Source organism: Bradyrhizobium sp. U87765 SZCCT0048, from assembly GCF_018131225.1.
GTDB lineage: Bacteria > Pseudomonadota > Alphaproteobacteria > Rhizobiales > Xanthobacteraceae > Bradyrhizobium_A.
The window spans coordinates 2,540,548-2,564,701 of sequence record NZ_JAFCMM010000001.1 but is presented as its reverse complement, the minus strand read 5'-3'; the positions used below and the strand labels follow the sequence as shown (position 1 = coordinate 2,564,701).

Here is a 24,154-nt window from a genome sequence, read left to right as displayed (position 1 = left end):
GATCTTGGTGCGGATACGACTGTTGTCGGAGCGTGACGGCAGGTCGCGCCTTCGAAGAGGGCACGAAAGTGTTAGAACACAGGCGCGCCGCGATTGCGAGGGCGCGGGAGAATCCGAGGCCGGCTGTTCCCGGCCGCAGCCGGGAGAGGTCGTGATGCTGAGAGCAGGCGGTTATGCGCTGACGTTGTCGATGCTGGCGGTCGGTGCCGCGATGGCGCAGGACGTACCGGGGATCGAGATCTGCACCGCCGAGAAGACCATGGAACGGCGGACCAGCTGCCTGCAGAGCAATGTCGATTTCCTGAAAAAGACGATGACGCAAGGTGCTCTCGCACAGCAGCAGAAGATCGACGCCGCGGCCCGCGAGATCGCCGCGTTGAAGGCCCGGGTCGAGGCACTGGGCGGCACGATCATCGTCCTGCAGAGGTCGCTCGAGCAACTGCAGGCCAGGGCTCAGCCGGGTGGCGACAAGAAGGCTGCCGAGCCGGCCAAGGATGCGCCTTCGGCCAAGGATGCCCCTGCGGCCAAGGATGCGCCCGCGAAATAGCGTGGTCGTGCCCGCCACCGTAGGGGGCTGCAAGGAACCCACAAGGAACATGGCGGGAATCCGGCGGCGGCGTTCATGGGCCATTCAAGGCGGATATGAAACCCTGTGCTCGACGATGCGTTAGCTGTGTCGTCTGTGAGAGGGATCAGGAGTGAGCCATGAAACGAGCACTGATGGCATTGGCGGCTGTGGGCCTGGTGGCCGCCACGGCGATTGCCACGCCGGCCCCCGCGGAAGCGCGCGGCGGCGGTGCGGTGGCTGCTGGCATTATCGGCGGACTGGCTGCCGGAGCCATTCTGGGCGGCGCTCTCGCCGGGCCTGGCTACTATGGGCCAGGCTATGGATATTACGGCGGTCCGGCCTATGTCGCCAGCCCGGCCTATTATGGCGGTGGGTGCTACTGGACCCGCCAGCGCGTCTGGGATGGCTACGGCTGGAGCAGCCGTCGTGTCCAGGTGTGCAATTGATCAGGTCTGTAACCGATCAGGCGCGTAGCTGATCAATCTGCCACGACGGGCCTGTAACCGATCCTGCATGGCGGTGCCCCGGGCGCCGCCATGCGGGCGGGAAAGCAGTGGACGGCCGGCCTGGGCGCCCGTTCATGAGGGCGTGATCAAACGGAACGCCAAAATTGGGCCGTAAATGAGCGGCTTTGAATAATCCTGCAGACCTCTGGACGTCCTGCCGGTGTTTGAGACCTGTTTTTTAAGACCCTGGCAGGAAAATCCATTAAGATGGTCGCGGGGACGAGCGTTGCGGTTTCCGCCGAGCCGGCGGGGGCGCTTTCACTGACGGGACGAACAAGCTAAAATGGGCCTGAGATGGGCTCTTGAGTCGGACCAATTCCCAGCGCCGGGCTCGGCGTGATCTGAGGAGAATGAGAATGAAGAAGACCCTTTCTGCGTTTCTCGCGGTTGCTACGATCGCCGGATCGCTTGCTGTCGCCATGCCGGCCGCGCAGGCCGACGGTGGCCGGATCGCTGCCGGTGTCGCTGGCGGGCTGATCGGTGGTGCGCTGCTCGGCAGCGCACTTGCCGGCGCTGCCGCCGCTCCGCCGCCGCCGCCCGCTTACTATGCGCCAGGCCCGGCTTATGTCGTCGAGCCGGAGTGCCGTTGGGTTCGCGAGCGCTTCTGGGATGGTTACGGCTGGCGCTTCCGCCGCGTCCAGGCCTGCGACTGATCCCATCCACGGATGTCCGATTGAAAGACCCGGTCAGCAATGGCCGGGTTTTTTCATGCCGCTGTTGGGGGAGCGTGTCGTGGGCGTCAGCGCGCTGTGTTCAGCGTGCGCAGCACGCCCGCACTCGGCCAGCAGTCGACCTTGAGGCCAGCCTTTTTCTGGTAGGCGCCGAGCGCGGCGCGGGTCTTCATCCCCGCCTTGCCGTCGAGCTTGTCGCTGTAGAGGCCGATCCGGGTCAGTTCGCGCTGCATCGCCTCGACGTCGGTCGTGCGCAACTGTGTGGAGGCGGACCAGGGCGTCGCGAACGGTTGCGGATCGCTTATGCGGTCGCTGAGGTGGCCGACGAACAGCACGTACAGGTCAGAGAAATTGTATTCCTTGATGACGAAGTAGTTCTTCGTGGTCAGGAACGCCGGGCCATAGATGCCTTCGGGCTGGAGCAGCGACGCCGGCTCGGCCTTTTCCGCTGCCGACAGTTGCCGGCCACGCACCGGCACGAAGCCGAGCTTTAGCCACTCGCCAATCGGCCGGGTCACCTCGGGTACGCCCTGCGTGCAGTCGGCGGAGGGCGGCGCCTTCACCTCGTAGGCCCAACGCAGACCCGCCTGCCAGCCCTTGTTCTTGAGCTGCTGCGCTGCGGACGCCAGCGCGTCGGGCACCGAGGTCCAGATGTTGCGATGGCCGTCGCCGTCGAAATCGACGGCATGCTGATAGAACTCGGACGGCAGGAACTGGGTCAGGCCCATGGCGCCGGCCCATGACGCGCGCATGTCCTTGAGCGCGACATGGCCCTCGTCGAGGATCTTCAGCGCCAGGATGAATTCGTTGCGGAACTGGTCCTTGCGGCGGCCGACATAGGCCTGTGTCGCCAGCACCGGCAATGCGTTGTAGGGCAGGGTGTAGCGACCGTAGTCGGTCTCGCGGCCCCAGATCGCGAGGATCACGGTCGCCGGCACGCCGAAGCGCTGCTCGATCGCCGACAGCGTCGGACGGTACTGTTGCTGCAGGCGCTGGCCTTCGGTCGCAAGGCGGGCGATCGTCGCCTCCTTGACGTAGTCGGCGGGCACCTGCACGAACTCCGCCTGCGGCGGCGCCGACGACGGGCTGCGGCCGGGCAGAACGAGATCCGGCAGCTTGTAGTTCGGCTCGAGGCCGCGTGTCGCGCTGTCGAACGTCGCGCGCGACACGCCAGCCGCCTGCGCCTCCGGCCACAGCGAGGCGATGAAGCGGGTGAACGCCGGATCGGGTGCGGCTGCCGCGGGCGGCGGCGCGGCGAGACAGGCGAAAGCAGCGAGCGCGCAGGCCGCGAAGCGGCCTGCAAGCCTCGACCACGATCCGGTGCCGTCGCCACCGCGCCGCATCATGGGAGCCTCAGTGCTCGGCGGCGGCGCTGCGATGCGCCGACTCGATCGCGCTGTTGGTGATCTTGTCGACATAGGCGATGCCGATCGCCGACAGGATGAAGACGACATGGATGATGGTCTGCCACATCACGCCGGTCTCGGTGTAGTTGGTGGTGCGGCCGGCGCCGCCGAGATTGCCTGCCTCGATGAACGTGCGCAGCAGATGGATCGAGGAGATGCCGATGATCGCCATCGCCAGCTTGATCTTGAGCACGCTGGCGTTGACATGGCTGAGCCATTCCGGCTCGTCGGGATGGCCTTCGAGATTGAGCCGCGACACGAAGGTTTCATAGCCGCCGACGATGACCATCACCAGGAGGTTGGAGATCATCACCACGTCGATCAGGCCGAGCACCACCAGCATGATCTGCTGCTCGTTGAAGTCTGCGGCGTGGGTGACAAGATGCCAGAGTTCCTTCAGGAACAGCACCACATAGACGCCCTGCGCCACGATCAGGCCGATGTACAGCGGCAGCTGCAGCCAGCGCGATCCGAAGATCAGCATCGGCAGCGGGCGCAGCGCGGCGCTGCGTGAGATGGGGGACGGGGGCGTCGGCGACATCGGCACTCCTTTGAGCATGGAACGGACGGCACGCAGCGGATGCCAGCGTGCCTGAAAAGGCCGGCTTCAAATAGGTGCAGTGTTTCGGCGCTGTCGAGGCAGCCGGCAGCGGCGATTCACCGCAGCGATCATAACAGGCCTGGCGCGAGCCGGGCAGGGCGCAGAGCGGGGAAGCGGCCGTTCAGTGAATTTCGGCAATTTCATCAAGCCTCCAAGCGAGGAGGCCAGTTCAATCTTCCGGGTCAACGGGGAAGGCCGGGCCAGCTCGGCATGTTGCTTTGGCACGGAGCCTTGTCGCAGGCGCGATACAGGAACAGGAGCTTGATGTCGGTTGTCGGCGTGTACTGCTTCGCCTCGGCGATAAAGGACTGACTTCGCCATTCCAGCTTCAAGCCGGGGATCGGGCACAGCGATACCAGATCTGCGCTGCCCTTGGCGATTTCCAGCCGAAACGTCCCGATGGGGCCAGCCCAGTTGGCGCCGGTCTTGAGGATGTATTCGAGTTGTGTTTCTCCCAGCATGCCGTTGTCGTCGGCGGGGAGTGCCTGTGCGGACCTGGCAAATGTCTTGTCGAAGCAGAATTCCTGGGAGCGGCCATCGTCAGAGGGGATATTGGCTCTGATCCAACTGCCGCCAACGATCGGCTTGTATCGATGAGTGATCGAGATGGATTGCCCTGCGGGAAACGTCTGCTGCCAATGAAAGGTGGTCCTGACCGACCATAGGGGATGGTGATCTTCGTCGTTGTCCACGACGCCGGCCGCGACAAGAGCCTTCATCTCGTCCGTGGTGAGGGTGCTGTAGGTGGGGTCGGGCTTGATGACAGGGACACGATATTTTCTCAGGACCTCGGTGACATCCTTCTCAACGCCTTTTCGGTCTTTGACGAAGGCATAAATGTCGGCCTGTGGCTTGATCAGTTCGCCTGCGGCTTCGACATGAAAATCGAAGATGTCTCCCTCAAGAGACGAACCATGAAATTTATGAGGCCTTTCGCTCATCTCGGCGACAGAGATTTCAGGCATCGGAAAGGCCACCGTGCCGCTGACGTCGTGACCGGTGAGGTTGAGAAAGGTATAGCTGACGCGGACTTCGAGCGGGCTGAGATACAGGTCCTCGCTAGTCATCCGCAGCTCGCTCGTCGGCTGGAATTGCAGCCCGCCGGCGGCAAAAACAGCCATCGAGTCGTTGGCCTGCGACACACAGGGGTGCCCAATTCCCAGGCTGAATGCGAGAGCGCCGGCGAAGACTCTGGCTAGGTACCGCATTTCAAGCCTGGGCTAGGGTGGGAGCGTAGCGCTTCAGCGCGTCAGCTTCTTGTACTTCACGCGATGGGGGATCACCGAGTCCTGGCCGAGCCGGCGCATCTTGTCCTTCTCGTAGTCCTGGAAGTTACCCTCGAACCATTCGACGTGGCTCTCGCCCTCGAAGGCGAGAATGTGGGTCGCGATTCGGTCGAGGAACCAGCGATCGTGGCTGATGATGACGGCGCAGCCGGCAAAATCCTCCAGCGCTTCTTCCAGCGCGCGCAGCGTGTCGACGTCGAGGTCGTTGGTCGGTTCGTCGAGCAGCAGCACGTTGGCGCCGGACTTCAGCATCTTGGCGAGATGCACGCGGTTGCGTTCACCGCCCGACAGCGCACCGACCTTCTTCTGCTGGTCCGCGCCCTTGAAGTTGAATGCCGAGCAGTAGCCGCGCGAATTGACCTCGCGCTTGCCGAGCAGGATCTGGTCGTTTCCGCCGGAGATCTCCTCCCACACGCTCTTGCTGCCGTCGAGCGCGTCGCGCGACTGGTCGACATAGCCGAGCTGCACGCTCTCGCCGACGGTGATCGTGCCCTTATCGGGCTTCTCCTGGCCGGTGATCATGCGGAACAGCGTCGTCTTGCCGGCGCCGTTCGGGCCGATCACGCCGACGATGCCGCCGGGCGGCAGCTTGAAGGTCAGGTCGTCGATCAGCAGGCGGTCACCGAAACCCTTGGTGAGGCCTTCGAAGTCAACGACGTTGTTGCCGAGGCGCTCGGCCACCGGGATGACGATCTGCGCCGTCTGGGTCTGCTTCTCGCTGGCCTTCTTGAGCAGATCTTCATAGCGCTGGTAGCGCGCCTTGGATTTGGCCTGGCGCGCTTTGGGCGACGCCGCGATCCACTCCTGCTCGCGGGCGAGGGTGCGCTGATGCGCGGCCTCCTCGCGGCCTTCCTGCTCCAGCCGCTTCTGCTTCTGCACCAGCCACGACGAGTAGTTGCCCTCGTAGGGGATGCCGCGGCCGCGGTCGAGTTCGAGAATCCAGCCCGTGACGTTGTCGAGGAAGTAGCGGTCGTGGGTGACGATCAGGATCGCGCCGGGATAGTTGCGCAGGTGGCCTTCCAGCCACGACACCGACTCGGCGTCGAGATGGTTGGTCGGTTCGTCCAGCAACAGCAGTTCGGGCTGGTCGAGCAACAGGCGACACAGCGCGACGCGGCGGCGTTCACCGCCCGACAGCTTGCTGACGTCGGCGTCATCCGGCGGGCAGCGCAGCGCGTCCATCGCCTGGTCGACCTTGCTGTCGAGATCCCACAGGCCCTGGGCCTCGATCTCGTCCTGCAGCTTGGTCATCTCGTCGGCGGTCTCGTCGGAATAGTTGACGGCGAGATCGTTGTAGCGGTCGAGGATCGCCTTCTGCTTGGCGACGCCTTCCATGACGTTCTCGCGAACGGTCTTGCTCGGGTCGAGCTGCGGCTCCTGCTCGAGGTAGCCGACACGGGCGCCCTCGGCGACCCAGGCCTCGCCGTTATAGTCCTTGTCGATACCGGCCATGATCCGCAGCAGCGTCGACTTACCCGAGCCGTTGACGCCGAGCACGCCGATCTTGGCGTCCGGGTAGAAGGACAGGTGGACGTTGTCGAGCACCTTGCGGTTGCCGGGATAGGTCTTCGACAGACCCTGCATGAAATAGACGAACTGGCGAGCCATCGTGATCCTTGGGTGAAGCCGTCGCGCGCGGGGAAAATGGGCTGCCGCTGATGTAGCGTTCCGGTCCCCAAAGGGCAACCGCCGCGGTAACCCTTTGGAAAGCCTAATGGCAACCGTTTCCCTCGGGTTAACGATCACAACCGCTTTTTAATCAGTTCCGCGCAAAACTGTTGCTCGTCGCCCCCCAGCAACAGATGTGCGTCATGGCGTTTCTCGATCCCTCCGTCCGGTCCGCCGCGGCCGGGGCCCAGGAGTCCGGGCTGTTCCGTGAAGTCGTCGACTTCCTGCGCCAGTTCGTGGTCGCAGCTTTCGATCCCTATCGTCCCGAACAGCACTACATGCGCGGCCCAGGGCCGGCATGGCACGCCAAGAACGATGCCGATCGCGCACCCCGGCCGAGCGAAATCCAGTAGCACTGGTTCCTTGCATCGTCGCTTTCGGCACGGGATATTCGTCGCCGTCCGCTCCCACTGCGACGGTGACCCATGGCGCTACGCTGCGCAATTCTCGACGACTACCAGAACGTTGCCCTGAAGCTGGCCGACTGGTCGGCGCTTGGCGACAAGGTCGCGCTGACGGTGTTCGATGCGCCGTTTGCCGACGCCGCCACGGCGATCGCGGCCCTGCAGGATTTCGACATCGTCTGCGCCATGCGCGAGCGCACGCCGTTTACGGGCGAGGTCCTGTCGGCGCTGCCGAAGCTGAAGCTGCTGCTGACCTCAGGCATGCGCAATGCCTCGTTTGATCTTGCCACCGCCAGGGCGCGCAACGTCACGGTGTGCGGTACCGGCAATATCGGCAATCCGACCGTCGGCATCGCCATTGGCCTGATGCTGGAGCTGACGCGCCGGATCGGGTTCGAGAACGCGCGCATGAAGGCGGGTGCCCCTTGGCAGATCACCGTCGGCGAGGATGTCGAGGGCAAGACCCTCGGCATCGTCGGCCTCGGCAAGCTCGGTGCCCGCGTCGCCGCCGTCGGCCTCGCACTCGGCATGCAGGTCAAGGCCTGGAGCAGCAACCTGACGCCCGAGGCCTGTGCGGCGGCGGGTGTCGCCTATGCCAGCAAGGAGGAGCTATTCGCGACCTCCGACGTCATCACCATCCATCTCGTGCTGTCGGAGCGCTCCCGCGGCCTTGTCGGCGCCGCCGACCTCGCCCGGATGAAGCCGTCGGCTTACCTCATCAACACCGCGCGCGGGCCGATCGTGGACGAGGCCGCACTGCTCGCGGCGTTGCGTGAGCGGCGCATCGCCGGCGCCGGGCTCGACACGTTCTGGCAGGAGCCGCTGGCGCTCGATCATCCGCTGCGCCGGCTCGACAACGTCGTTCTGACGCCGCATCTCGGTTATGTCACGGCGGAGAACTACCGCCGCTATTACGAGGACATGGTCGAGGACATCGTCGCCTGGCTCGCGGGCGCGCCGGTGCGCCAGCTCGGCTGAGACGACAAGAGGTCTTCGGAGACGACAAGGCCCGCTTCAACGGTGTTGAAGCGGGCCTTGGTGTTGGAAGTGTTGTCCAGGTGTCAGCGCACCGTGACGGGTGCCGGCAGCGGCGGTACGACCGTCGGGCCGGTGCCGGGGATATTTCCGCCGTGGCCGCCGGCCATGCCCTGGGTCGGGGCAGGGGCCATCGGTTGGGCCGAGGCGGTGGTGGCGAGCGCCGGCGGCTTGCCGCCCGGCAGCACGACCACACGGGTGCCGACCTTCACGCGGTCGAACAGGTCCGTTACGTCCTCGTTGAGCATGCCGATGCAGCCCGACGACACGAACTGACCGATGGTCGACGGCTGGTTGGTGCCGTGGATGCGGTACACGGTCGATCCCAGGTACATCGCGCGAGCGCCCAGCGGATTGCCGTCGCCGCCGGCCATGAAGCGCGGCAAGTAGGGCTGGCGCTCGATCATCTCCGGCGGCGGATGCCAATCCGGCCACTCGGCCTTGCGGGTGATCTTCTGCACGCCGGTCCAGGTGAAGCCGTCGCGGCCGACGCGCACGCCGTAGCGGACCGCGCGGTTGTTGCCGAGGACATAATAGAGCTGTGTGTTGGGGGTATCGACGATGATGGTGCCCGCCGGCTCCTTGGTGACGTAATTCACCTCCTGGCGGCGCAGCCGCTCGGGAAGCTCCTTGCGCGGGCCGGTTTCCGGCTGGTCGTCGTCCGGCAGCGCCATCACGGTGTTGGGCCGCCCCTCGGAATCGCGGGCTGGGCCGGGGTTCTGCAGCGAACCGGTCATCTGGCCACCCTGACCACCATCCACGGCGCCCGGCGGTCGCAGCGACGAGGGATCGCCATAGCCGCCAGCGGGCGCCTGGTTGGCGTAGGTCTCTTGCGGCGGGCGGTTGGAATAGACCACCGGGGGCGGACCGGCGGGACGGCCATAACGAGGATCGTCCGGCGACATCACCGGGCCGAGCGGCGCGGGAGCCGGGCCCGGAGCCGACAGCGCAGCCTGGCCGCGCGGGGCCGCATTGCCTTCGTCGTCCATGGCGTCGAAATCGGGCAACGGGCTGTCGGGAGGATAGGCGCCAGGAGCTGCCGAATAGCCGGGCGGCGGCGGGTAGCCGCCAGGCTGGGAATAGCCCTGCGGTTGCGAATAGCCCTGGGCCATCGCCGCCGTGGCACCCGCGAGGCCCGTGGCGGCGACCGCCAAGATCGTCAGAATGCGCTTGTCCATCATGTCCCTATTGTAGCCCGCGACCGACTCCGGATGGTCAACCTGCTGATTGCGCAGGATAGCGGCACATTCAAGACATTGATGCAGAAACCTGGCCTAAAACGGCTGACTTTTTTGCGAGATCGCGTTCATCTTCGCCGGATTGCGATGTGAGCGAACACTCCGGCGGGTTCCGCGCGACGGCCACACTTTTTCATCATCGCGGCGCGGGGGCTTGCGCTATTCTCAAAAGCACCTGATTCGCTGCCGGTTCCGGCTTGAGCCGACCACCCGACCGATCAGGTTCCGCGTTTGTGTCGTGTCCGCGTTGTTCGAGATTCATCCCCGTTCCTTGACGGTTCGCGCATCGCGACCAGCGGCGAGGCGTCCATGCTCCCCGGTTTCCGTTTCCTCATCTCCACGGTGCTTTTGTCGGTCTCGGTGGTGGTGTTCGGCCTCGGCGCATCGGCGCTGCTGCGCGCCGCGCGCGAAGATCTGGTGAGCCGCCCGCTGGCCTGGGAGGCGCCAGAGGCGGTGGTGGCGCGGGAGCGCGACACACGCAAGCTGACGCTGGCGATGCTGCGTGTGGAGACGATCGCCGACCAGGACAGCAACGTCGAGCGGATGATCGCCGCGGCCCGGGCGGCCGAACAGGCCGCAGCCTCCACGACCGACATGGCTGCAGCGTCGGCGGTCCCCGAGGCAGCGGCAACCGCCGAGGTCGCCGCCATGGCCCCGGCAGAAACGTCCCGGCCAGCGCCCGGCCCGGGTACGCCGGTTTCGGTGGCTGCGGTCGATCCTGGGGCTGCAGGCGTTGCGGAGGTGCCGGTGTCGCTTCCGCCCTCATCGCCCCGGACGACGGTTCAGGCGGCGCCGGCCGATGTGACGGTGGTTGCCTTGTCCGATCCCGCAGCGGCCAGTGCCGAGGTGGCGACCACTGCATCGGCGAGGGGCGAGAAAGCGGCCGTGAACAAGCCCGGACGCAAGGCGGAGGCCGGTCCGGCGGCAAAGCCGGCCGCATCGCGGCCCGCGAAGTCGCGTGCCGATGCGGGCAAGCGGGAGCGCGCGCGTCATGCGGCCGCGCTGCGACGCCGGGTGGTGCAGCAGGGCGTGTCGCTGCAGCCACGGATGGCGCAGCCCGGCAATCCGTTCGCCGGTTTCGGCGGTTGAGGAGCTTCGGCCGGCGTCAGGCCGGTCCGGTCGCGACCGGGGGCCCGTCGACGTGGCCCCACTCGGACCACGAGCCGTCATAGAGCGCCGAGCCGCGCACGCCGAGCCGATAGAGCGCAAGGGTCAGCACAGCAGCCGACACGCCGGAGCCGCAGGTGGTAACGATCGGGCGGTCGAGATCGAGGCCCGCCGCGGTGAACCGCGCCTTGAGCTCATCGATCGGCTTCATCGTGCCGGTCGCCGCATCGAACAGCTCGTTGTAGGGCAGGTTGAGGCTGCCCGGGATATGGCCCGAGCGCAGGCCCGGCCGTGGCTCGGCGACCTCGCCGGCGAAACGCGGACGGGCGCGGGCGTCGATCACCTGTTCGCGGTGGTCATCGAGGTTCGCGCGCATCTGCGCGAGGCTGCGCACATAAGTCTCGTCGAGATGCGCGGTGAAGCGCGCCGCGCGGGGCGAGGCGGGGCCCGACTGCAGCGGCCGGCCCTCTGCGCGCCATTTCTGCAGTCCGCCGTCGAGGATGCGGACATTGGCGTGGCCGAAGCTCAGGAACATCCACCATGCCCGCGGCGCGGCGACCCAGCCGCCGGAGTCGTAGACGACGACGAGGCTGTCGCTGGAGACGCCGAGCGCGCCGACGTCCCGCGCGAACTGACGGGCATCGGGATACATGTGCGGCAGCGGCGAGGCGTGATCGGCGATCGCCTCGACGTCGAAGAACGCGGCGCCGGGAATATGCGCCGCGAGGAAATCGTCGACCGGCAGCGGCATCACGCCGGGCATCTTGAAGCTGGCGTCCAGGATGCGGATGGACGGGTCGGCGAGCCGGCTCGCCAGCCAGTCGGTGGAAACCAGCGGATCGTCGGTGTGCGTCATGGGGAAAGTGTCCACGTCGGTGGCGGTGGTGGCGGTCGTCGGGATGGCGTCGGTCGGCTACTTGGCGGCCCGTGCAGGGATCTGCTCGGTCGGGCCGCCGGCGTCGCGCCAGGCGGCATAGCCGCCGGCGATGTGGGCAACCGGGTTGAGGCCCATGTCCTGCGCGGTCTTGGCCGCGAGGGCCGAGCGCAGGCCGCCGGCGCAGTGGAAGATGAAGGTCTTGTCCTGCTGAAAAACCGGCTTGGCGTAGGGGCTGTCCGGATCGATCCAGAATTCCAGCATGCCGCGGGTGCAGGAGAACGCGCCGGGAATGCGGCCTTCGCGCTCGATCTCGCGGGGATCGCGGATGTCGACGATGACGACGTCGTCGCTCTGCGCAGCAGCGATCGCCTCGGCCGCGGTCATGGTCTTCACCTGCGCATTGGCTTCGTCGACGAGCGCCTTGTAGCCGCGGTGGATGGTCTGGGGCATGCGGATGTCCGTATCGATCGACGTGTTGCAGCGCGCTTCAGCGCACCAGTTCCTTCATCGCGCTCTCGAGGCCTTCCAGCGTCAGCGGATACATGCGCTCGGCGAACAGCTTGCGGATGACGGTGGTGGATTCCGAATAGTCCCAGTGCTTGCGCGCCACCGGGTTGAGCCACACGGTATGCGGATAGGTGCGCGTCACGCGCTCGAGCCACACCGCGCCGGCTTCCTCGTTGACATGTTCAACCGAGCCGCCCGGCACGACGATCTCGTAGGGCGACATCGAGGCGTCGCCGACGAACACCACCTTGTAGTCATGCGGGTACTTGTGCAGGACGTCCCAGGTCGGGGTGCGATCGGTGAAGCGGCGCTTGTTGTTCTTCCACACGCCTTCATAGAGGCAGTTATGGAAGTAAAAATATTCCATGTGCTTGAATTCGCTCTTCGCCGCCGAGAACAGCTCCTCGACCTGCTTGATGTGCGAATCCATCGAGCCGCCGATGTCGAAGAAGATCAGCACCTTGACGGCGTTGCGTCGTTCGGGGCGCATGTGGACGTCGAGGTAGCCGTGGTTGGCGGTCTCGCGAATGGTGGTGTCGAGATCGAGTTCGTCGGGCGCCCCCGTGCGGGCGAACTTGCGCAGGCGGCGCAGCGCCACCTTGATATTGCGGATTCCGAGCTCGACATTGCCGTCGAGGTCCTTGAACTCGCGGCGGTCCCAGACTTTCACCGCACGGAAATTGCGGTTCTTCTCCTGGCCGATGCGGACGCCCTCGGGATTGTAGCCATGGGCGCCGAATGGCGATGTGCCGGCGGTGCCGATCCACTTGTTGCCGCCCTGATGGCGGCCTTTCTGCTCTTTCAGCCGCTCGCGCAGGGTTTCCATGAGCTTGTCCCAGCCCATGGCCTCGATCTGCTTCTTCTCTTCGTCGGTGAGATATTTCTCGGCCAGTTTCTTGAGCCATTCGGCCGGAATATCGGCCTTTTCCATCGCGTCGAGCAGGCTCTCCAGCCCCTTGAAGGTGGCGCCGAACACGCGATCGAACTTGTCGAGATTGCGCTCGTCCTTCACCAGCGTGGCGCGTGACAGGTAATAGAAGTTCTCGACCGTCTGCTCAGCGAGATCGGCCTCGAGCGCTTCGATCAGCGTCAGGTACTCACGCAGCGTGACCGGAACCTGGGCTTCGCGCAGCGATGTGAAGAATTGCAGGAACATGGGGCGCAAGGTCGCCCGCCGCCGCCGCGCCGTCAAGCCGGCGCGGCGGCGGCGGAGCAGTCATGTTTTTGCCGCCGGAGCCGGCCGGTGCTCTGGACCGGTCCGGTTTTTCCACTAAAGTTACAGGTCGGGCTCGTGATGCGGGCCTTTCGCAGGAACGGGAAGCGGTCCTGCGACCACGTGCGCGGGAGGGGATTGGCTGATGGGTATCATTGCTTGGATCATCGTCGGCGCCATTGCGGGCTGGCTCGCCGGCCTGATCGTCAAGGGGGCGGGCTTCGGCCTGCTCGGCAATATCGTGGTCGGCATCGTCGGTGCCGTGGTCGCCGGCTACGTCCTGCCGAAGCTCGGCATTCATCTTGGCGTCGGCTGGGTTGCGGAAATCATCAACGCCGCGATCGGCGGCATCATCGTGCTTGTCATTCTGGCGCTGATCCGGCGCGCGTGACGAGTTGAGTTCAACGACGGAGCGACCGCCGTCACGGCGGTCGTTTCATGTTTACAGAGACGAGGCGTTGTTTCGATGAAATTTACCGGCACCAAGGATTACGTGGCGACCGATGACCTCAAGGTCGCCGTCAATGCAGCCATCGTGCTCGAGCGGCCGCTGCTGGTCAAAGGCGAACCGGGCACGGGCAAGACGGTGCTGGCCGAAGAAGTGGCGAAGGCGCTGAACGCGCCGCTGCTGACCTGGCATATCAAGTCCACCACCAAGGCGCAGCAGGGGCTCTACGAATACGACGCGGTGTCGCGTCTGCGCGACAGCCAGCTCGGCGATCCCCGCGTGTCGGACATCGCCAACTACATCAGGCGCGGCAAGCTGTGGGAGGCGTTCACCTCGGAGGCACGGCCGGTGCTGCTGATCGACGAGATCGACAAGGCGGACATCGAATTCCCGAACGACCTGTTGCTCGAGCTCGACCGCATGGAATTCCATGTCTACGAGACCGGCGAGACCATCCGCGCGGCCAAGCGCCCGATCGTGATGATCACGTCGAACAACGAGAAGGAGCTGCCGGACGCGTTCCTGCGCCGCTGTTTCTTCCACTACATCAAGTTCCCCGACGCCGACACCATGTCGCAGATCGTCGACGTGCATTTCCCGGGCATCAAGCAGCGCCTGGTGCAGGAGGCGATGCGCATCTTCTTCGAGGTGCGCGAGGTGCCGGGCTTGAAGAAGAAGCCGTCGACGTCGGAACTGCTGGACTGGCTGAAGCTGCTGCTCAACGAGGACATCACCCCGGAGACCCTGCGCGAGCGCGATCCGCGCAAGTTGATCCCGCCGCTCCATGGTGCGCTGCTCAAGAACGAGCAGGACGTCCACCTGTTCGAGCGTCTGGCCTTTCTCAGCCGCCGCGAGGTCTAGCGGCCGGCCTCCTTCTCAGGCGAGTTTGTCGACGCCTCCCGGCCGTGTCGGGGCGCTGCTGGCTGCCGGTTTGGCGGCCGGCGTGCTTTCGGCTGGCGGAGTGCTGGGGTGGTGCTTCTTGCCGTGATGGGTGGGGGCAGCCACTTGCGGCTGCTGCGCCTGGCCGACGGCTGAAATGCTGCTCATCGATCACCTGCCTTCTGGTCCGCGCGCATTGTCGGCGCTCGGCTTTAAGAAATCATGCCGGTCCAGGCGGAGATTCAGCGCGATTTGGCGCTGCTGGAGATGGCGATCGGTCGGCAATTTCCCGGTCCATCTGACTGGGTGGATGCCATTTTTTTGATTTTATGTATACATAATTAGCCGCAGAATGGAGATTTAAGTGCGATATTGCCAGCTTTGCGCAATTGATGTATACATACTGAATTCATAATAAGCCGCCCGGGAGGAAGCCGCCATGACCCAGCCCTTTCCCATGAACGCCTGGTACGCCGCGGCGTGGGATGTGGACATCAAGCATGCCCTGTTCCCCCGCACGATCTGCGGCAAGCATGTGGTGATGTATCGCAAGGCCGACGGAACGGTTGCCGCTCTGGAGGATGCCTGCTGGCACCGCCTGGTCCCGCTGTCCAAGGGGCGTCTCGAAGGCGACACCGTGGTCTGCGGCTATCACGGCCTGAAATACAACGCGCAGGGCCGCTGCACCTTCATGCCCTCGCAGGAAACCATCAATCCGTCGGCCTGCGTGCGCTCTTATCCAGTGGTCGAGCGGCACCGCTTCATCTGGCTGTGGATGGGCGATCCGGCGCTGGCCGATCCGGCGCTGGTGCCGGACATGCACTGGAACGACGATCCGGCCTGGGCGGGCGACGGCAAGACCATTCACGCCAAGTGCGACTATCGCCTGGTCGTCGACAATCTGATGGATCTCACCCACGAGACCTTCGTGCACGGCGGCAGCATCGGCAACGACGCGGTGGCCGAGTCGCCCTTCGACGTCACCCATGGCGACCGCACCGTGACGGTCACGCGCTGGATGAAGGGCATCGAGGCGCCGCCGTTCTGGGCTGCGCAGTTGCAGAAGCCCGGGCCGGTCGATCGCTGGCAGATCATCAACTTCCAGGCGCCGGCGACCGTCAATATCGACGTCGGCGTCGCACCGGCCGACACGGGGGCGCCGGAAGGCGACCGCTCGCAGGGCGTCAACGGTTTCGTGCTCAACACCATGACCCCGGAGACGGCGACCACCTGCCATTATTTCTGGGCGTTCGTGCGCAACCACCGCCTCACCGAGCAGAAGCTGACGACGCAGATCCGCGAGGGCGTGTCCGGCATCTTCCGTGAAGACGAGATCATCCTCGAGGCGCAGCAGCGCGCCATGGACGAGAACCCCGACCGTGTCTTCTACAATCTCAATATCGATGCGGGGGCGATGTGGGCGCGCCGGGTGATCGACCGCATGGTCGCCGCCGAAACCAAGCGACTGCAGGCCGCGGAGTAGCGCCATGAACGACCGGGACGCCGAACGCTCCGTCTCCCAGACCGTGCGTGCGCAGCTCGCGCTGCGCGATCAGATCCTGTCCGGCAGCTTGCGGCCGGGCGAGCGCATCTCCGAGCTGCAGGCGGTGGAGACCACCGGCGTGTCGCGCACGCCGGTGCGCATGGCGCTGGTGCGATTGGAGGAGGAGGGCCTGCTGGAGGCGATCCCGTCGGGCGGCTTCATGGTGAAGGGTTTTTCGGAGCGCGACATCCTCGATTCCATCGAGCTGCGCGGCACGCTGGAAGGGCTCGCGGCGCGCTTCGCCGCCGAGCGCGGCGTGTCGGCGCGCGATCTCGCGCCGCTCAAGGAAAATCTCGCCGAACTCGAGACGCTGGTGAACCAGGATCAGGTCTCGGTCGAGGCGTTCTCGGTCTATGTCACGCTCAATGCGCGCTTCCATGCCCTGCTGACCGAACTGTCGCGTAGCGCGCCGGTGATCCGCCAGATCGACCGCGCCTCTGCGCTGCCGTTCGCCTCGCCGAGCGGCTTTGTCATGGCGCAGTCGGCGTTGCCCGAAGCGCACCAGATCCTGATGATCGCGCAGGAGCACCACCGCATCGTGGTCGATGCCATCGAGAACCGTGAGGGCGCTCGCGCCGAAGCCATCATGCGCGAGCACGCGCGCCTTGCGGCACGCAACTTGCGCCTCGCGCTGCGCAACCGCACTCATCTCGACCTGCTGCCGGCGCTGGCCCAGGCAGCGGTTCGCGTGCCGCAAGGCGAAAGCTGAAGGAGAGCTGCGATGCGCTTTGCCGAAACCTGGACGTCCTGCACCGTCGCCACCATTCGCGATGTCGCGCCGCAGATCCGCGAGTTCGTGCTGCGGCCGGACGGCGGTGTTGCGGCCTTCGCGGTCGGCAGCCACATCAATGTCAACCTGTTGATCGGCGGCCAGCCGCAGACACGGTCGTATTCGCTGGTCGGCGAGGCCGGCGCGGACGGCTATCGCATTGCCGTGCGGCTCGCGCCGGACAGCCGCGGCGGCTCGCGGGCGATGTGGGCGTTGCAGGCGGGAGCGCGGCTTGAGGTGTCCAACCCCTGCGCTCTGATCGAGCTCGATTGGCGGCGGCCTGCGTACTGTCTCGTCGCAGGCGGCATCGGCATCACCCCGATCGTCGGGATCGCGGCCGCTCTCGTCCGCAGAGGTGCCGATGTCACGCTGCACTATTGCGTGCGCTCGCGCGGCGATGCTGCGTTCCTCGATGAACTGACTGCGTTGCTGGGCGACCGCCTTATCGTTCATGCTGGCGACGACGGGAAGCGGCTCGATCTCGATGCGACATTCGCGGCTCTGCCGGCGGAGGCGCTGGCGGTGTTGTGCGGTCCGATGCGGCTGCTCGAGGCGGCGCGGCGCAGCTGGAATGGCCTTGGACGCCCGGCCTCCGATCTGCGTTACGAGACCTTCGGCTCCAGCGGCCTTCTCCCCACAGAGGCCTTCCGGGTGCGCATCCTTCAATCCGGCGAGGAGATCGTGGTGGCGCAGGGCGAGTCGCTGCTGCATGCACTGAACGCTGCCGGCCATGACGTGATGTCGGATTGCGAGCGCGGCGAATGCGGCGTCTGTGCGCTCGATGTCGTCAGCGTCGATGGACAGCTCGATCACCGTGACGTGTTCTTCAGCGACCACCAGAAGCAGGAAAATCGCAAGATGTGCGCCTGCGTCTCCCGTGCGGTCGGCACGGTCACGGTCGATACGCTCTATCGCCGCGACGCGGCGTGAAATCCTCGCTTCAATAGCAGATCGAGCCCGGACTGGGCCTTTCACCGTCATCCTGAGGCGCGAGCATGCGAGCCTCGAAGGATGAACGGCCCGGACGCCTTGTTCGGGCCATCGCTTTTCGATGGCCATGCTGCGCACCACCAGTCGGGCTCGCCCGACTGGTGGCTTTCGAAGAACGCCCCGGCCGAAGCCAGAGCTGGTGACGAATCAAGTCTTCAATCGCTAGGCGCGCGGCTTCTCCATCTGGAAGCTCAGATGTGCCTTCACTGTTGGCCACTCGGCGGCGATGATGCTGTAGACGACGGTGTCGCGCAGCGTGCCGTTGGGCGCGACCTGGTGGCTGCGCAGGATGCCGTCGAGCTTGGCGCCGAGCCGCTCGATGCCCCGGCGGCTCTGGTGGTTGAAGAAGTGGGTGCGGAATTCGACCGCGATGCAGTCGAGCTGCTCGAAGGCGTGACGCAGCAGCATGAACTTGCATTCGGTATTGAGCGCAGAACGCTGCACGCTGCGGCGATACCAGGTCGAGCCGATCTCGACGCGCCTGTTGGCGGCGTCCACGTTCATGTAGGTTGTCATCCCGGCGATGGTGCCGTCGGGCTGCATGATAGTGAATGGCAGCATGGCACCGGCGGCCTGCAGGCCGAGACGCCGTGCGATTTCCTTCTCCATCGTCTGCGGGCTCGGGATCGACGTATACCACAGGTTCCAGAGTTCGCCGTCGCTGACGGCCTCGACGAGGCCGTCGTGGTGCGCTTGCGACAGTGGTTCGAGGCGTCCATGGTGGCCGGTGAGCGTGAGAGGTTCGAGCCAGGTCATGAGGTGTCCGTTCAGCGGTTGAGGAAATTCAGCGGCAGGCCGCCACGTGGCCAGTCCATGGTGACGAGTTCACCCTTGCCCGAGAGGGTGATGTAGGCGGTCTTCAGCTCGGGGCCGCCGAAGGCGATGTTGGTGGTGACGATATCGCCGGTCGGTACCTGCTCGACGAGCGTGCCGTCGGGCGCGATCACCGAGATGCAGCCCTTGATGAGGGTGGCGACGCAGACATTGCCGCCGGCTTCGACCGCGAGCGAATCGAACATCTGGTAGCCGCCGAGCCCGGCGATCGGCCGGCCGCGCTCGCCGCGGTAGATGACCTCGCTCGGCCTGATCTCGCCGGGCGCGCCGACGTCGAAGGCCCACAGCCGCGCGGTCGGGGTCTCGGCGACATAGACGGTTTTCTCGTCAGGGGAGAGGCCGATGCCGTTGGCCGGCAGCATGCCGAAATGGCCCTCCACAACCTCCTTGCCGCCAGGCTTCATGTAATAGAAGGCGCCGACATCCATGTCGCGGGCCCGGCGTTTGCCGAGATCGGTGAACCACAGGCCGCCATCCCTGTCGAACACCAGGTCGTTCGGTCCCTTGAGTGGATGCTCGCCACATTTGTCGAACAGCGTCTCGACCTTGCCGCTCTGCAGGTCGACGCGCTGGATCGAGCCGCCGATGTATTCGGCCGCGCTCGGCGCGCCGGGCATCATCATGCCGCGCAGCGGCGACCAGCTGAAGCCGCCATTGTTGCAGATGTAGCACTTGCCGTCCGGCCCCATTGCGGCGCCGTTGGGGCCGCCCGGAATCTGGGCAATCACGTCCTTGCGCCCGTCCGGCCAGACGCGCGTCAGGCGCTTGCCGCGGATTTCCACCAGCACGACCGAGCCGTCGGGCAGGACGATCGGTCCTTCCGGAAATTCGAGCCCCGTGGCGATGACGCGCATGTTGGACATGAAGGCCTCCCGTTGTTGCTTTTGTGGTTGTCGGCCTTCAGCGGAGCATGTGGCCGGGACGAGGATGACGGCGGGCGCTGCGCCCGCGTGTGGCTGATCCTAGAGCACGCGTGCGCCAGCTGCCAAGCAGGTTGCGCCTTGCATGCGTTTCGCGCGATGGAAATGGATTGCGCTGAGGGCATGTTGCGATAGGCGGCACGCGCCGGGCTTGCTATCTTGTGCGGACCCTGCTCGGGTTCACCGTTCGCCTCTCCTTGCCATCATCATTGGGTTCTCGATGTTCGACGCTCTCAAGCTTCAGCCTGCTGATCCCCTGCTCGCGCTGATCGGTTTGTTCCGATCGGACCCGCGTCCGAACAAGATCGACCTCGGCGTCGGCGTCTATCGTGACGAGGCGGGAGATACGCCGGTGCTGCGAGCTGTGAAGGCTGCGGAGCGGCAGCTGTGGGAGACGCAGGACACCAAGTCCTATGTCGCGCCGGAAGGCGATCGCGTCTTTCTCGATCGTCTCTGGCAACTGGTCGCTGGAAATGGCCGGTTTGCGGTCGGGGGCGTTCAGACGCCCGGTGGCTCCGGCGCGCTGCGGCTCGCGACTGATCTGCTGAAGGTGTCCGGCGTCAAGCGGATCTGGCTGGGGTTGCCGACGTGGCCGAACCACAACGGCATATTCAATGCGGCAGGCCTGCCGATCGAGAGCTATCGCTTCTTCGATTGCGATACCCAGACGATGCTGTTCGACGAGAGCCTCACGGCGCTGAACCGCGCGGATCCCGGCGACGCGGCGCTGCTCCATGCCTGCTGCCACAACCCGACCGGCGCGCGGCTCAGCCCGGCGCAGTGGGGCGAGATCGCCGACGTGCTGTCCCGCCGTGGAATCGTGCCGCTGATCGATCTCGCCTACCAGGGGCTCGGTGAAGGAATCGAACAGGATGCCGCCGGGTTGCGGCGGGTGATCGCGGCCGTGCCCGAGGCGCTGGTCGCTGTGTCTGGCTCGAAGTCGTTCGGCCTTTATCGCGAGCGAACCGGTGCGATCTTCGCGGTTGGCCGCTCGCAGGCCGAGGCCGATGCGGCACAGTCGAACCTCGTGTCGCTGGCGCGCGCCAGCTACTCGATGCCGCCGGACCATGGCGCGGCGATCGTGAGCACCATTCTCGGGGATGCGGTGCTTCGGCAGCAGTGGAGCGACGAACTCGACGAGATGCGTGTGCGCCTCGCAGGGATCCGTCGCGGCCTCGCCGAAGGCTTGCGCGAAACCTGGCAGCCCGCGGCCGCGATCGCCGACCAGGATGGCCTGTTCTCGCTGCTGCCGCTGAGCGAAGCCCAGGTGCTTGACCTGCGCGAGCGTTACGGCATCTACATGCCCGCGTCGGGGCGCATCAACATCGCCGGCCTGAAGACATCACAGGTGCCGGATGCGGTCGCGGCATTCGCCGCCCTGCGCCGCTGACCGTTCGCGTCAGGACGGTAGCCGGATCGTCTCGCGCAGACGCTGCAGCAGGTGCTTGCGGAAGACGCGATCACGCTTGAGGTGCCATTCCCGGCTCATCGCCTCGTTGCGGGTCGCGAACGTCTCGATGTGCAGCACCACCCAGCTTCGTCCGCGGGTCGAGCGTGCACCTGTGCCGGCGTTGTGCCGGGCGAGGCGGCGCGCAAGGTCGTTGGTCCAGCCGACATAGGTCACGGGCCGCGCGCCGGCGCTGCCGAGCACGTAGACGATGTTGGTCGCGGTCTGTATCGGAGGCGTGTCCGGCGCATCGCCCATGGCGGAATCGTAGACCAGAATCGCGGGCCATGGAATCGGGCCGCGTTCCGCTGCGGCCAAAAACGACTTCGGCCCGCGTCGCCGGTGCGTGCGGGCCGAGCATGGCTAGGGGACTTGCAGCTTCACACGAAAGGCCGCGTGATCGCGGCCCGCGCCTCAGAACAGCGAGGCGTATTGTGCAAGGCCGGCCTTCTGGACGAGGCCCATGGCGACTTGCCGCTGTTGGTCGTCGAGGGTTGCGAGCAGTGGCGAAACCGACGGCGCGACGCGGCGCACGGCGTCCTCGTCGACCTTCGGCAGGCGCGCGAGGGTGCGCAGCGCGCTGGCGACGGCCGGCCAGTACTTCTCCTGTGCTGCGGTCAGCTTCAGCGCCGCGCGATAACGCGCGATGGCGACTTCGCTTGCCGCGACCCGCCAGACCGAAACCTTCGCCGCGGGAGCGGCGACGTCCGCTTCCTGGGCAGCCACAGGGGCCGCCATGGCAACAAGAAATAGCACTGCAATTCGGAATTGCCGCATGAGTCCACCAATGTGTGATTGAGCTGCAGGCCCTGCTATAGCTCATATGTGACGAAAGTGCGGTTTAAAATCGCCAGAGAGCGTTAATCCAAATTGTTCCCGGCCATGCCGGCACAGGTGGGCTATAACTGCAGCCAAGCCATGCATCGGTACTGCGTTCCGGCGTGAAAGCGCGCATGGCTTGTGGTTAAATTGCAGGGGTGAGCACGCCGTCGGACCCCGCGCGATCAGGCGGCGAGAACAATTTGGAATTGGGAGATCGGGATGAACGACCTTGCTGTGGGCGACGATTTTGCCGAAGGCCTGGATACCCGGGCGCTGCTGGAGCGGTACTGGAAAGCGATCGACAGCGGCAATTTCGAACTCGCGCATCGCATCTATCACGAGGATGCACTGCTCGACGTTCCGCAGACCGGCGAGCGCATCAGCGGTCGCGACAACATCAAGGCGAGCCGTGGGGCTGATCCGCAGCGTGCGACCATCACGGTCCGCAGCCTGCTGGGGCAGGGCGACCTCTGGGTCACCGATTACACGACATCATACGACGGCGAGCCGGAGTTCGTGGTGAGCATCATGGAGCTGCGTGACGGCAAGATCGCGCGCGAGACGCTGTATTTCGCCGAGCCGCTGCCGGCGCCGCGGTGGCGGGCGAAATGGGCTGCCAAAATCCCGTGAGAGGGGCCCCGACGGCTCAGGAAATTATTCCGTCGACTACTTAGATTCGTTCCAAATTCCCGGGCTTTTTCAGCAGTTTGGAATAGCTTCAAACAACGGTTTTTCCTTTTGCATCGGCCGCCGGGCTTCAATATCGAAAAGGGCAGCATCACTACCGGATTGCCAGCCTTTCATGATCGTCTGCTCCTGCAATGTTCTGACCGACACCGACGTGCGGTCGGCAGTGACCGCCCCGGTGGGCGACCTGCCGCGCACGGCGCGACAGGTCTACAATTGCCTGGGGTGCAGCGCCCAGTGCGGCCGCTGTGCCCGCACCATCCGCAAGATCATGAGTGATACCCTTGGCGCCTGCGCCAAGGGGTGCTGCAGTGGCTGTCCGCATAGCGAAGCCCATCCAGTGCCCCACAAGCATGGGCTCGCTCCGGCCGAGAGTTCCATTCATTTTCCGGCGGACATTGTCGCGGAACTGGATACCGTCGTGGTGTTGACGGCCTGACGATCGTCCGGTTCGAAAAGACTGCCCTTCCCAAAAGGTTTTGCTGGATCGAGGTGCCGCCACGCTTGCCGCACCTCCGGTTCTCATTTAGAAGCATTCTAAATTCGGAAGGGCGCCACGGTTGGCGCCGAGCGGAAAGGAACGGCTCCATGAAGGGCGAACCGAAGGTCATCGAGTATCTCAACAAGGCACTTCGCCACGAACTGACCGCCGTCAACCAGTACTGGCTGCACTTCCGCCTGCTCGACAACTGGGGCCTGAAGGATCTCGCCAAGAAGTGGCGCGCCGAATCGATCGAAGAGATGCAGCACGCGGACAAGCTAATCGACCGGATCATCTTTCTCGACGGCTTCCCGAACATGCAGGTGCTCGATCCGCTGCATATCGGTCAGAACGTCCAGGAAGTGCTGGAATGCGACCTGAAGGCCGAGTATTCGGCCCGCGCGTTGTACGAGGAGGCGGCGACGCACTGCCACGCGGTGAAGGATTACGTCACCCGCGATATCTTCGAAAAGCTGATGAAGGACGAGGAGAGCCATATCGACTTCCTCGAGACGCAGATCGATCTCGCCAAGCGGATCGGCGTCGAGTTGTACTCGCAGCATCACATCGGCGAGCTCGATCACGACTGAGTTCGGCGTATCGCGCCATCGCAACGAGCCCGGCCCGTCATCCGTGCCGGGCTTTTGCTTGTCTGCCATCAGGCCGCGTCGGCGGGCACGAAGCAATTGATGATGATGCCGCCGCCATGGCGCACGTACCACACCACGGCTTCGCCGACCGGATTGCCGCCGTCGCGCACCACGGCCTTGTCAGGCACCTGCATCCACTCGCCCTCGATCGGCACCCAGTAGGCGCCGCCGCGCACGTCATAGGCCGTGCGGTGGCCATCGGCGATGTCACAGCACGGCACGCCTGTCGGGCTGCGCACCGACTTGAACCATGAGCGGATGTTGTCGGGAACATTCTCGAACTGTCCGCGATCGACGGCGAGCGCCGTCGAGGTGAAGGCGACAACGACAAGGCATAGGGATAGAGACAGTCGGACCAGGCGCAGCGTCATGCACGTTCCTCCACAGAACGTCGAACACACCGGGCGATTGGCCTCGATCTTCACGCACCGTCGTCGGCGCGACGCCGTGTCGGCAGCATTCGCCGGCGCGACGTCCGCGGTGGGCGATGCTTGCGCCCGTGTGGTACGGCGAATCCAAACTGCGACAAATCTAGCGCAGTTTGTCCGTGCGTGAAACGATGCAGCATCCGGCGATGCGGTAGCCCGCATGTCGCCG

At 65.3% G+C, this 24,154-nt stretch carries 29 protein-coding genes; 15 read left to right on the top strand and 14 right to left on the bottom strand.

Translation table 11 applies throughout. The features are described from left to right. Positions 1-151: 151 nt before the first annotated feature. From JQ639_RS11310 to JQ639_RS11300, 3 genes are all read left to right on the top strand, one after another. Entirely contained in the window at positions 152-547 is a 396-nt protein-coding gene (locus tag JQ639_RS11310; RefSeq protein WP_502748159.1) for a hypothetical protein, read from the top strand. Between the two features lie 158 nt (positions 548-705). After that, positions 706-1,014 (top strand): hypothetical protein, encoded by a 309-nt coding sequence (locus tag JQ639_RS11305; RefSeq protein WP_211966191.1) that lies wholly within the window; start codon positions 706-708, stop codon positions 1,012-1,014. Between the two features lie 416 nt (positions 1,015-1,430). Next, on the top strand, positions 1,431-1,727 hold the full coding sequence (locus JQ639_RS11300) for a hypothetical protein (RefSeq protein WP_211966190.1): 297 nt from the start codon (positions 1,431-1,433) through the stop codon (positions 1,725-1,727). A gap of 86 nt (positions 1,728-1,813) precedes the next feature. On the opposite strand, the gene JQ639_RS11295 is transcribed toward JQ639_RS11300, so the two are convergent. From JQ639_RS11295 to ettA, 4 genes are all read right to left on the bottom strand, one after another. Beyond that, positions 1,814-3,088, bottom strand: coding sequence for a lytic murein transglycosylase (locus JQ639_RS11295; RefSeq protein ID WP_211966576.1), 1,275 nt, complete (start codon positions 3,086-3,088; stop codon positions 1,814-1,816). A gap of 10 nt (positions 3,089-3,098) precedes the next feature. Next, positions 3,099-3,692, bottom strand: coding sequence for a TIGR00645 family protein (locus tag JQ639_RS11290; RefSeq protein ID WP_211966189.1), 594 nt, complete (start codon positions 3,690-3,692; stop codon positions 3,099-3,101). Positions 3,693-3,934: 242 nt separating this feature from the next. Further along, complete coding sequence (locus tag JQ639_RS11285; RefSeq protein WP_211966188.1) at positions 3,935-4,873, bottom strand: DUF4424 family protein; 939 nt, start codon at positions 4,871-4,873, stop codon at positions 3,935-3,937. A gap of 120 nt (positions 4,874-4,993) precedes the next feature. After that, positions 4,994-6,646, bottom strand: coding sequence for an energy-dependent translational throttle protein EttA (ettA, locus tag JQ639_RS11280; RefSeq protein ID WP_211966187.1), 1,653 nt, complete (start codon positions 6,644-6,646; stop codon positions 4,994-4,996). 203 nt (positions 6,647-6,849) lie between these two features. On the opposite strand from ettA, the gene JQ639_RS11275 reads away from it, so the two are divergent. Both JQ639_RS11275 and JQ639_RS11270 read left to right on the top strand, forming a co-directional pair. Continuing rightward, entirely contained in the window at positions 6,850-7,059 is a 210-nt protein-coding gene (locus JQ639_RS11275; protein ID WP_211966186.1) for a hypothetical protein, read from the top strand. Positions 7,060-7,131: 72 nt separating this feature from the next. Continuing rightward, positions 7,132-8,088, top strand: coding sequence for a D-2-hydroxyacid dehydrogenase family protein (locus tag JQ639_RS11270; RefSeq protein WP_211966185.1), 957 nt, complete (start codon positions 7,132-7,134; stop codon positions 8,086-8,088). 83 nt (positions 8,089-8,171) lie between these two features. Here the strand turns inward: JQ639_RS11270 and JQ639_RS11265 are convergent, their stop codons facing one another. Next, a complete protein-coding gene (locus tag JQ639_RS11265) occupies positions 8,172-9,323 on the bottom strand; it encodes a L,D-transpeptidase (RefSeq protein ID WP_211966184.1) in 1,152 nt (383 codons plus the stop codon). A 369-nt stretch (positions 9,324-9,692) separates the two neighbouring features. Here JQ639_RS11265 and JQ639_RS11260 point away from each other — a divergent pair, with 369 nt between their 5' ends. Next, positions 9,693-10,472: a hypothetical protein gene (locus JQ639_RS11260; RefSeq protein WP_211966183.1), complete on the top strand. Its 780-nt coding sequence runs from the start codon at positions 9,693-9,695 to the stop codon at positions 10,470-10,472. 16 nt (positions 10,473-10,488) lie between these two features. Here JQ639_RS11260 and sseA read toward each other — a convergent pair whose 3' ends face one another. Genes sseA through JQ639_RS11245 form a run of 3 tightly spaced genes read right to left on the bottom strand, consistent with a single transcriptional unit; the run spans position 10,489 to position 13,030 of the window. Continuing rightward, on the bottom strand, positions 10,489-11,346 hold the full coding sequence (gene sseA, locus JQ639_RS11255) for a 3-mercaptopyruvate sulfurtransferase (protein WP_211966182.1): 858 nt from the start codon (positions 11,344-11,346) through the stop codon (positions 10,489-10,491). Between the two features lie 57 nt (positions 11,347-11,403). After that, positions 11,404-11,817 carry a rhodanese-like domain-containing protein gene (locus tag JQ639_RS11250; RefSeq protein ID WP_211966181.1) on the bottom strand — a complete coding sequence of 138 codons (414 nt, stop codon included), beginning with the start codon at positions 11,815-11,817 and terminating at the stop codon, positions 11,404-11,406. A 37-nt stretch (positions 11,818-11,854) separates the two neighbouring features. Beyond that, a complete protein-coding gene (locus JQ639_RS11245) occupies positions 11,855-13,030 on the bottom strand; it encodes a vWA domain-containing protein (protein ID WP_211966180.1) in 1,176 nt (391 codons plus the stop codon). Between the two features lie 202 nt (positions 13,031-13,232). On the opposite strand from JQ639_RS11245, the gene JQ639_RS11240 reads away from it, so the two are divergent. Then, positions 13,233-13,478 carry a GlsB/YeaQ/YmgE family stress response membrane protein gene (locus JQ639_RS11240; RefSeq protein ID WP_211966179.1) on the top strand — a complete coding sequence of 82 codons (246 nt, stop codon included), beginning with the start codon at positions 13,233-13,235 and terminating at the stop codon, positions 13,476-13,478. Between the two features lie 75 nt (positions 13,479-13,553). Further along, positions 13,554-14,396, top strand: coding sequence for an AAA family ATPase (locus JQ639_RS11235; protein WP_211966178.1), 843 nt, complete (start codon positions 13,554-13,556; stop codon positions 14,394-14,396). A 15-nt stretch (positions 14,397-14,411) separates the two neighbouring features. Here JQ639_RS11235 and JQ639_RS11230 read toward each other — a convergent pair whose 3' ends face one another. Then, positions 14,412-14,582 carry a hypothetical protein gene (locus tag JQ639_RS11230; RefSeq protein WP_211966177.1) on the bottom strand — a complete coding sequence of 57 codons (171 nt, stop codon included), beginning with the start codon at positions 14,580-14,582 and terminating at the stop codon, positions 14,412-14,414. Positions 14,583-14,853: 271 nt separating this feature from the next. Here JQ639_RS11230 and JQ639_RS11225 point away from each other — a divergent pair, with 271 nt between their 5' ends. The 3 genes from JQ639_RS11225 to JQ639_RS11215 are packed head-to-tail and all read left to right on the top strand — an operon-like array spanning position 14,854 to position 17,656. After that, positions 14,854-15,897 carry an aromatic ring-hydroxylating dioxygenase subunit alpha gene (locus JQ639_RS11225; protein WP_211966176.1) on the top strand — a complete coding sequence of 348 codons (1,044 nt, stop codon included), beginning with the start codon at positions 14,854-14,856 and terminating at the stop codon, positions 15,895-15,897. Between the two features lie 4 nt (positions 15,898-15,901). Beyond that, positions 15,902-16,666, top strand: coding sequence for a GntR family transcriptional regulator (locus JQ639_RS11220; protein ID WP_211966175.1), 765 nt, complete (start codon positions 15,902-15,904; stop codon positions 16,664-16,666). Positions 16,667-16,678: 12 nt separating this feature from the next. Next, complete coding sequence (locus JQ639_RS11215; RefSeq protein WP_211966174.1) at positions 16,679-17,656, top strand: PDR/VanB family oxidoreductase; 978 nt, start codon at positions 16,679-16,681, stop codon at positions 17,654-17,656. A gap of 222 nt (positions 17,657-17,878) precedes the next feature. Here JQ639_RS11215 and JQ639_RS11210 read toward each other — a convergent pair whose 3' ends face one another. Together JQ639_RS11210 and JQ639_RS11205 are read right to left on the bottom strand one after the other, a co-directional pair. Next, on the bottom strand, positions 17,879-18,472 hold the full coding sequence (locus tag JQ639_RS11210; protein WP_211966173.1) for a GNAT family N-acetyltransferase: 594 nt from the start codon (positions 18,470-18,472) through the stop codon (positions 17,879-17,881). Positions 18,473-18,483: 11 nt separating this feature from the next. Continuing rightward, a complete protein-coding gene (locus JQ639_RS11205; protein ID WP_211966172.1) occupies positions 18,484-19,413 on the bottom strand; it encodes an SMP-30/gluconolactonase/LRE family protein in 930 nt (309 codons plus the stop codon). A gap of 277 nt (positions 19,414-19,690) precedes the next feature. Here JQ639_RS11205 and JQ639_RS11200 point away from each other — a divergent pair, with 277 nt between their 5' ends. Then, complete coding sequence (locus JQ639_RS11200) at positions 19,691-20,860, top strand: amino acid aminotransferase (RefSeq protein WP_211966171.1); 1,170 nt, start codon at positions 19,691-19,693, stop codon at positions 20,858-20,860. A gap of 9 nt (positions 20,861-20,869) precedes the next feature. On the opposite strand, the gene JQ639_RS11195 is transcribed toward JQ639_RS11200, so the two are convergent. Both JQ639_RS11195 and JQ639_RS11190 read right to left on the bottom strand, forming a co-directional pair. Then, positions 20,870-21,175 (bottom strand): GIY-YIG nuclease family protein, encoded by a 306-nt coding sequence (locus JQ639_RS11195; protein WP_211966170.1) that lies wholly within the window; start codon positions 21,173-21,175, stop codon positions 20,870-20,872. Positions 21,176-21,331: 156 nt separating this feature from the next. Continuing rightward, positions 21,332-21,643, bottom strand: coding sequence for a hypothetical protein (locus tag JQ639_RS11190; RefSeq protein ID WP_349644606.1), 312 nt, complete (start codon positions 21,641-21,643; stop codon positions 21,332-21,334). A gap of 315 nt (positions 21,644-21,958) precedes the next feature. On the opposite strand from JQ639_RS11190, the gene JQ639_RS11185 reads away from it, so the two are divergent. The 3 genes from JQ639_RS11185 to bfr all read left to right on the top strand — a co-directional run bounded on the left by JQ639_RS11185 (position 21,959) and on the right by bfr (position 23,497). Next, positions 21,959-22,369 carry a nuclear transport factor 2 family protein gene (locus JQ639_RS11185; RefSeq protein ID WP_211966168.1) on the top strand — a complete coding sequence of 137 codons (411 nt, stop codon included), beginning with the start codon at positions 21,959-21,961 and terminating at the stop codon, positions 22,367-22,369. Between the two features lie 172 nt (positions 22,370-22,541). Further along, on the top strand, positions 22,542-22,865 hold the full coding sequence (locus tag JQ639_RS11180) for a (2Fe-2S)-binding protein (protein WP_211966167.1): 324 nt from the start codon (positions 22,542-22,544) through the stop codon (positions 22,863-22,865). Positions 22,866-23,014: 149 nt separating this feature from the next. Then, positions 23,015-23,497: a bacterioferritin gene (bfr, locus tag JQ639_RS11175; RefSeq protein ID WP_211966166.1), complete on the top strand. Its 483-nt coding sequence runs from the start codon at positions 23,015-23,017 to the stop codon at positions 23,495-23,497. A 68-nt stretch (positions 23,498-23,565) separates the two neighbouring features. Here the strand turns inward: bfr and JQ639_RS11170 are convergent, their stop codons facing one another. Then, the gene (locus JQ639_RS11170) at positions 23,566-23,928 is read right to left on the bottom strand and encodes a hypothetical protein (RefSeq protein ID WP_211966165.1); all 363 of its coding nucleotides are present in this window, start codon (positions 23,926-23,928) and stop codon (positions 23,566-23,568) included. Positions 23,929-24,154: the final 226 nt, after the last annotated feature.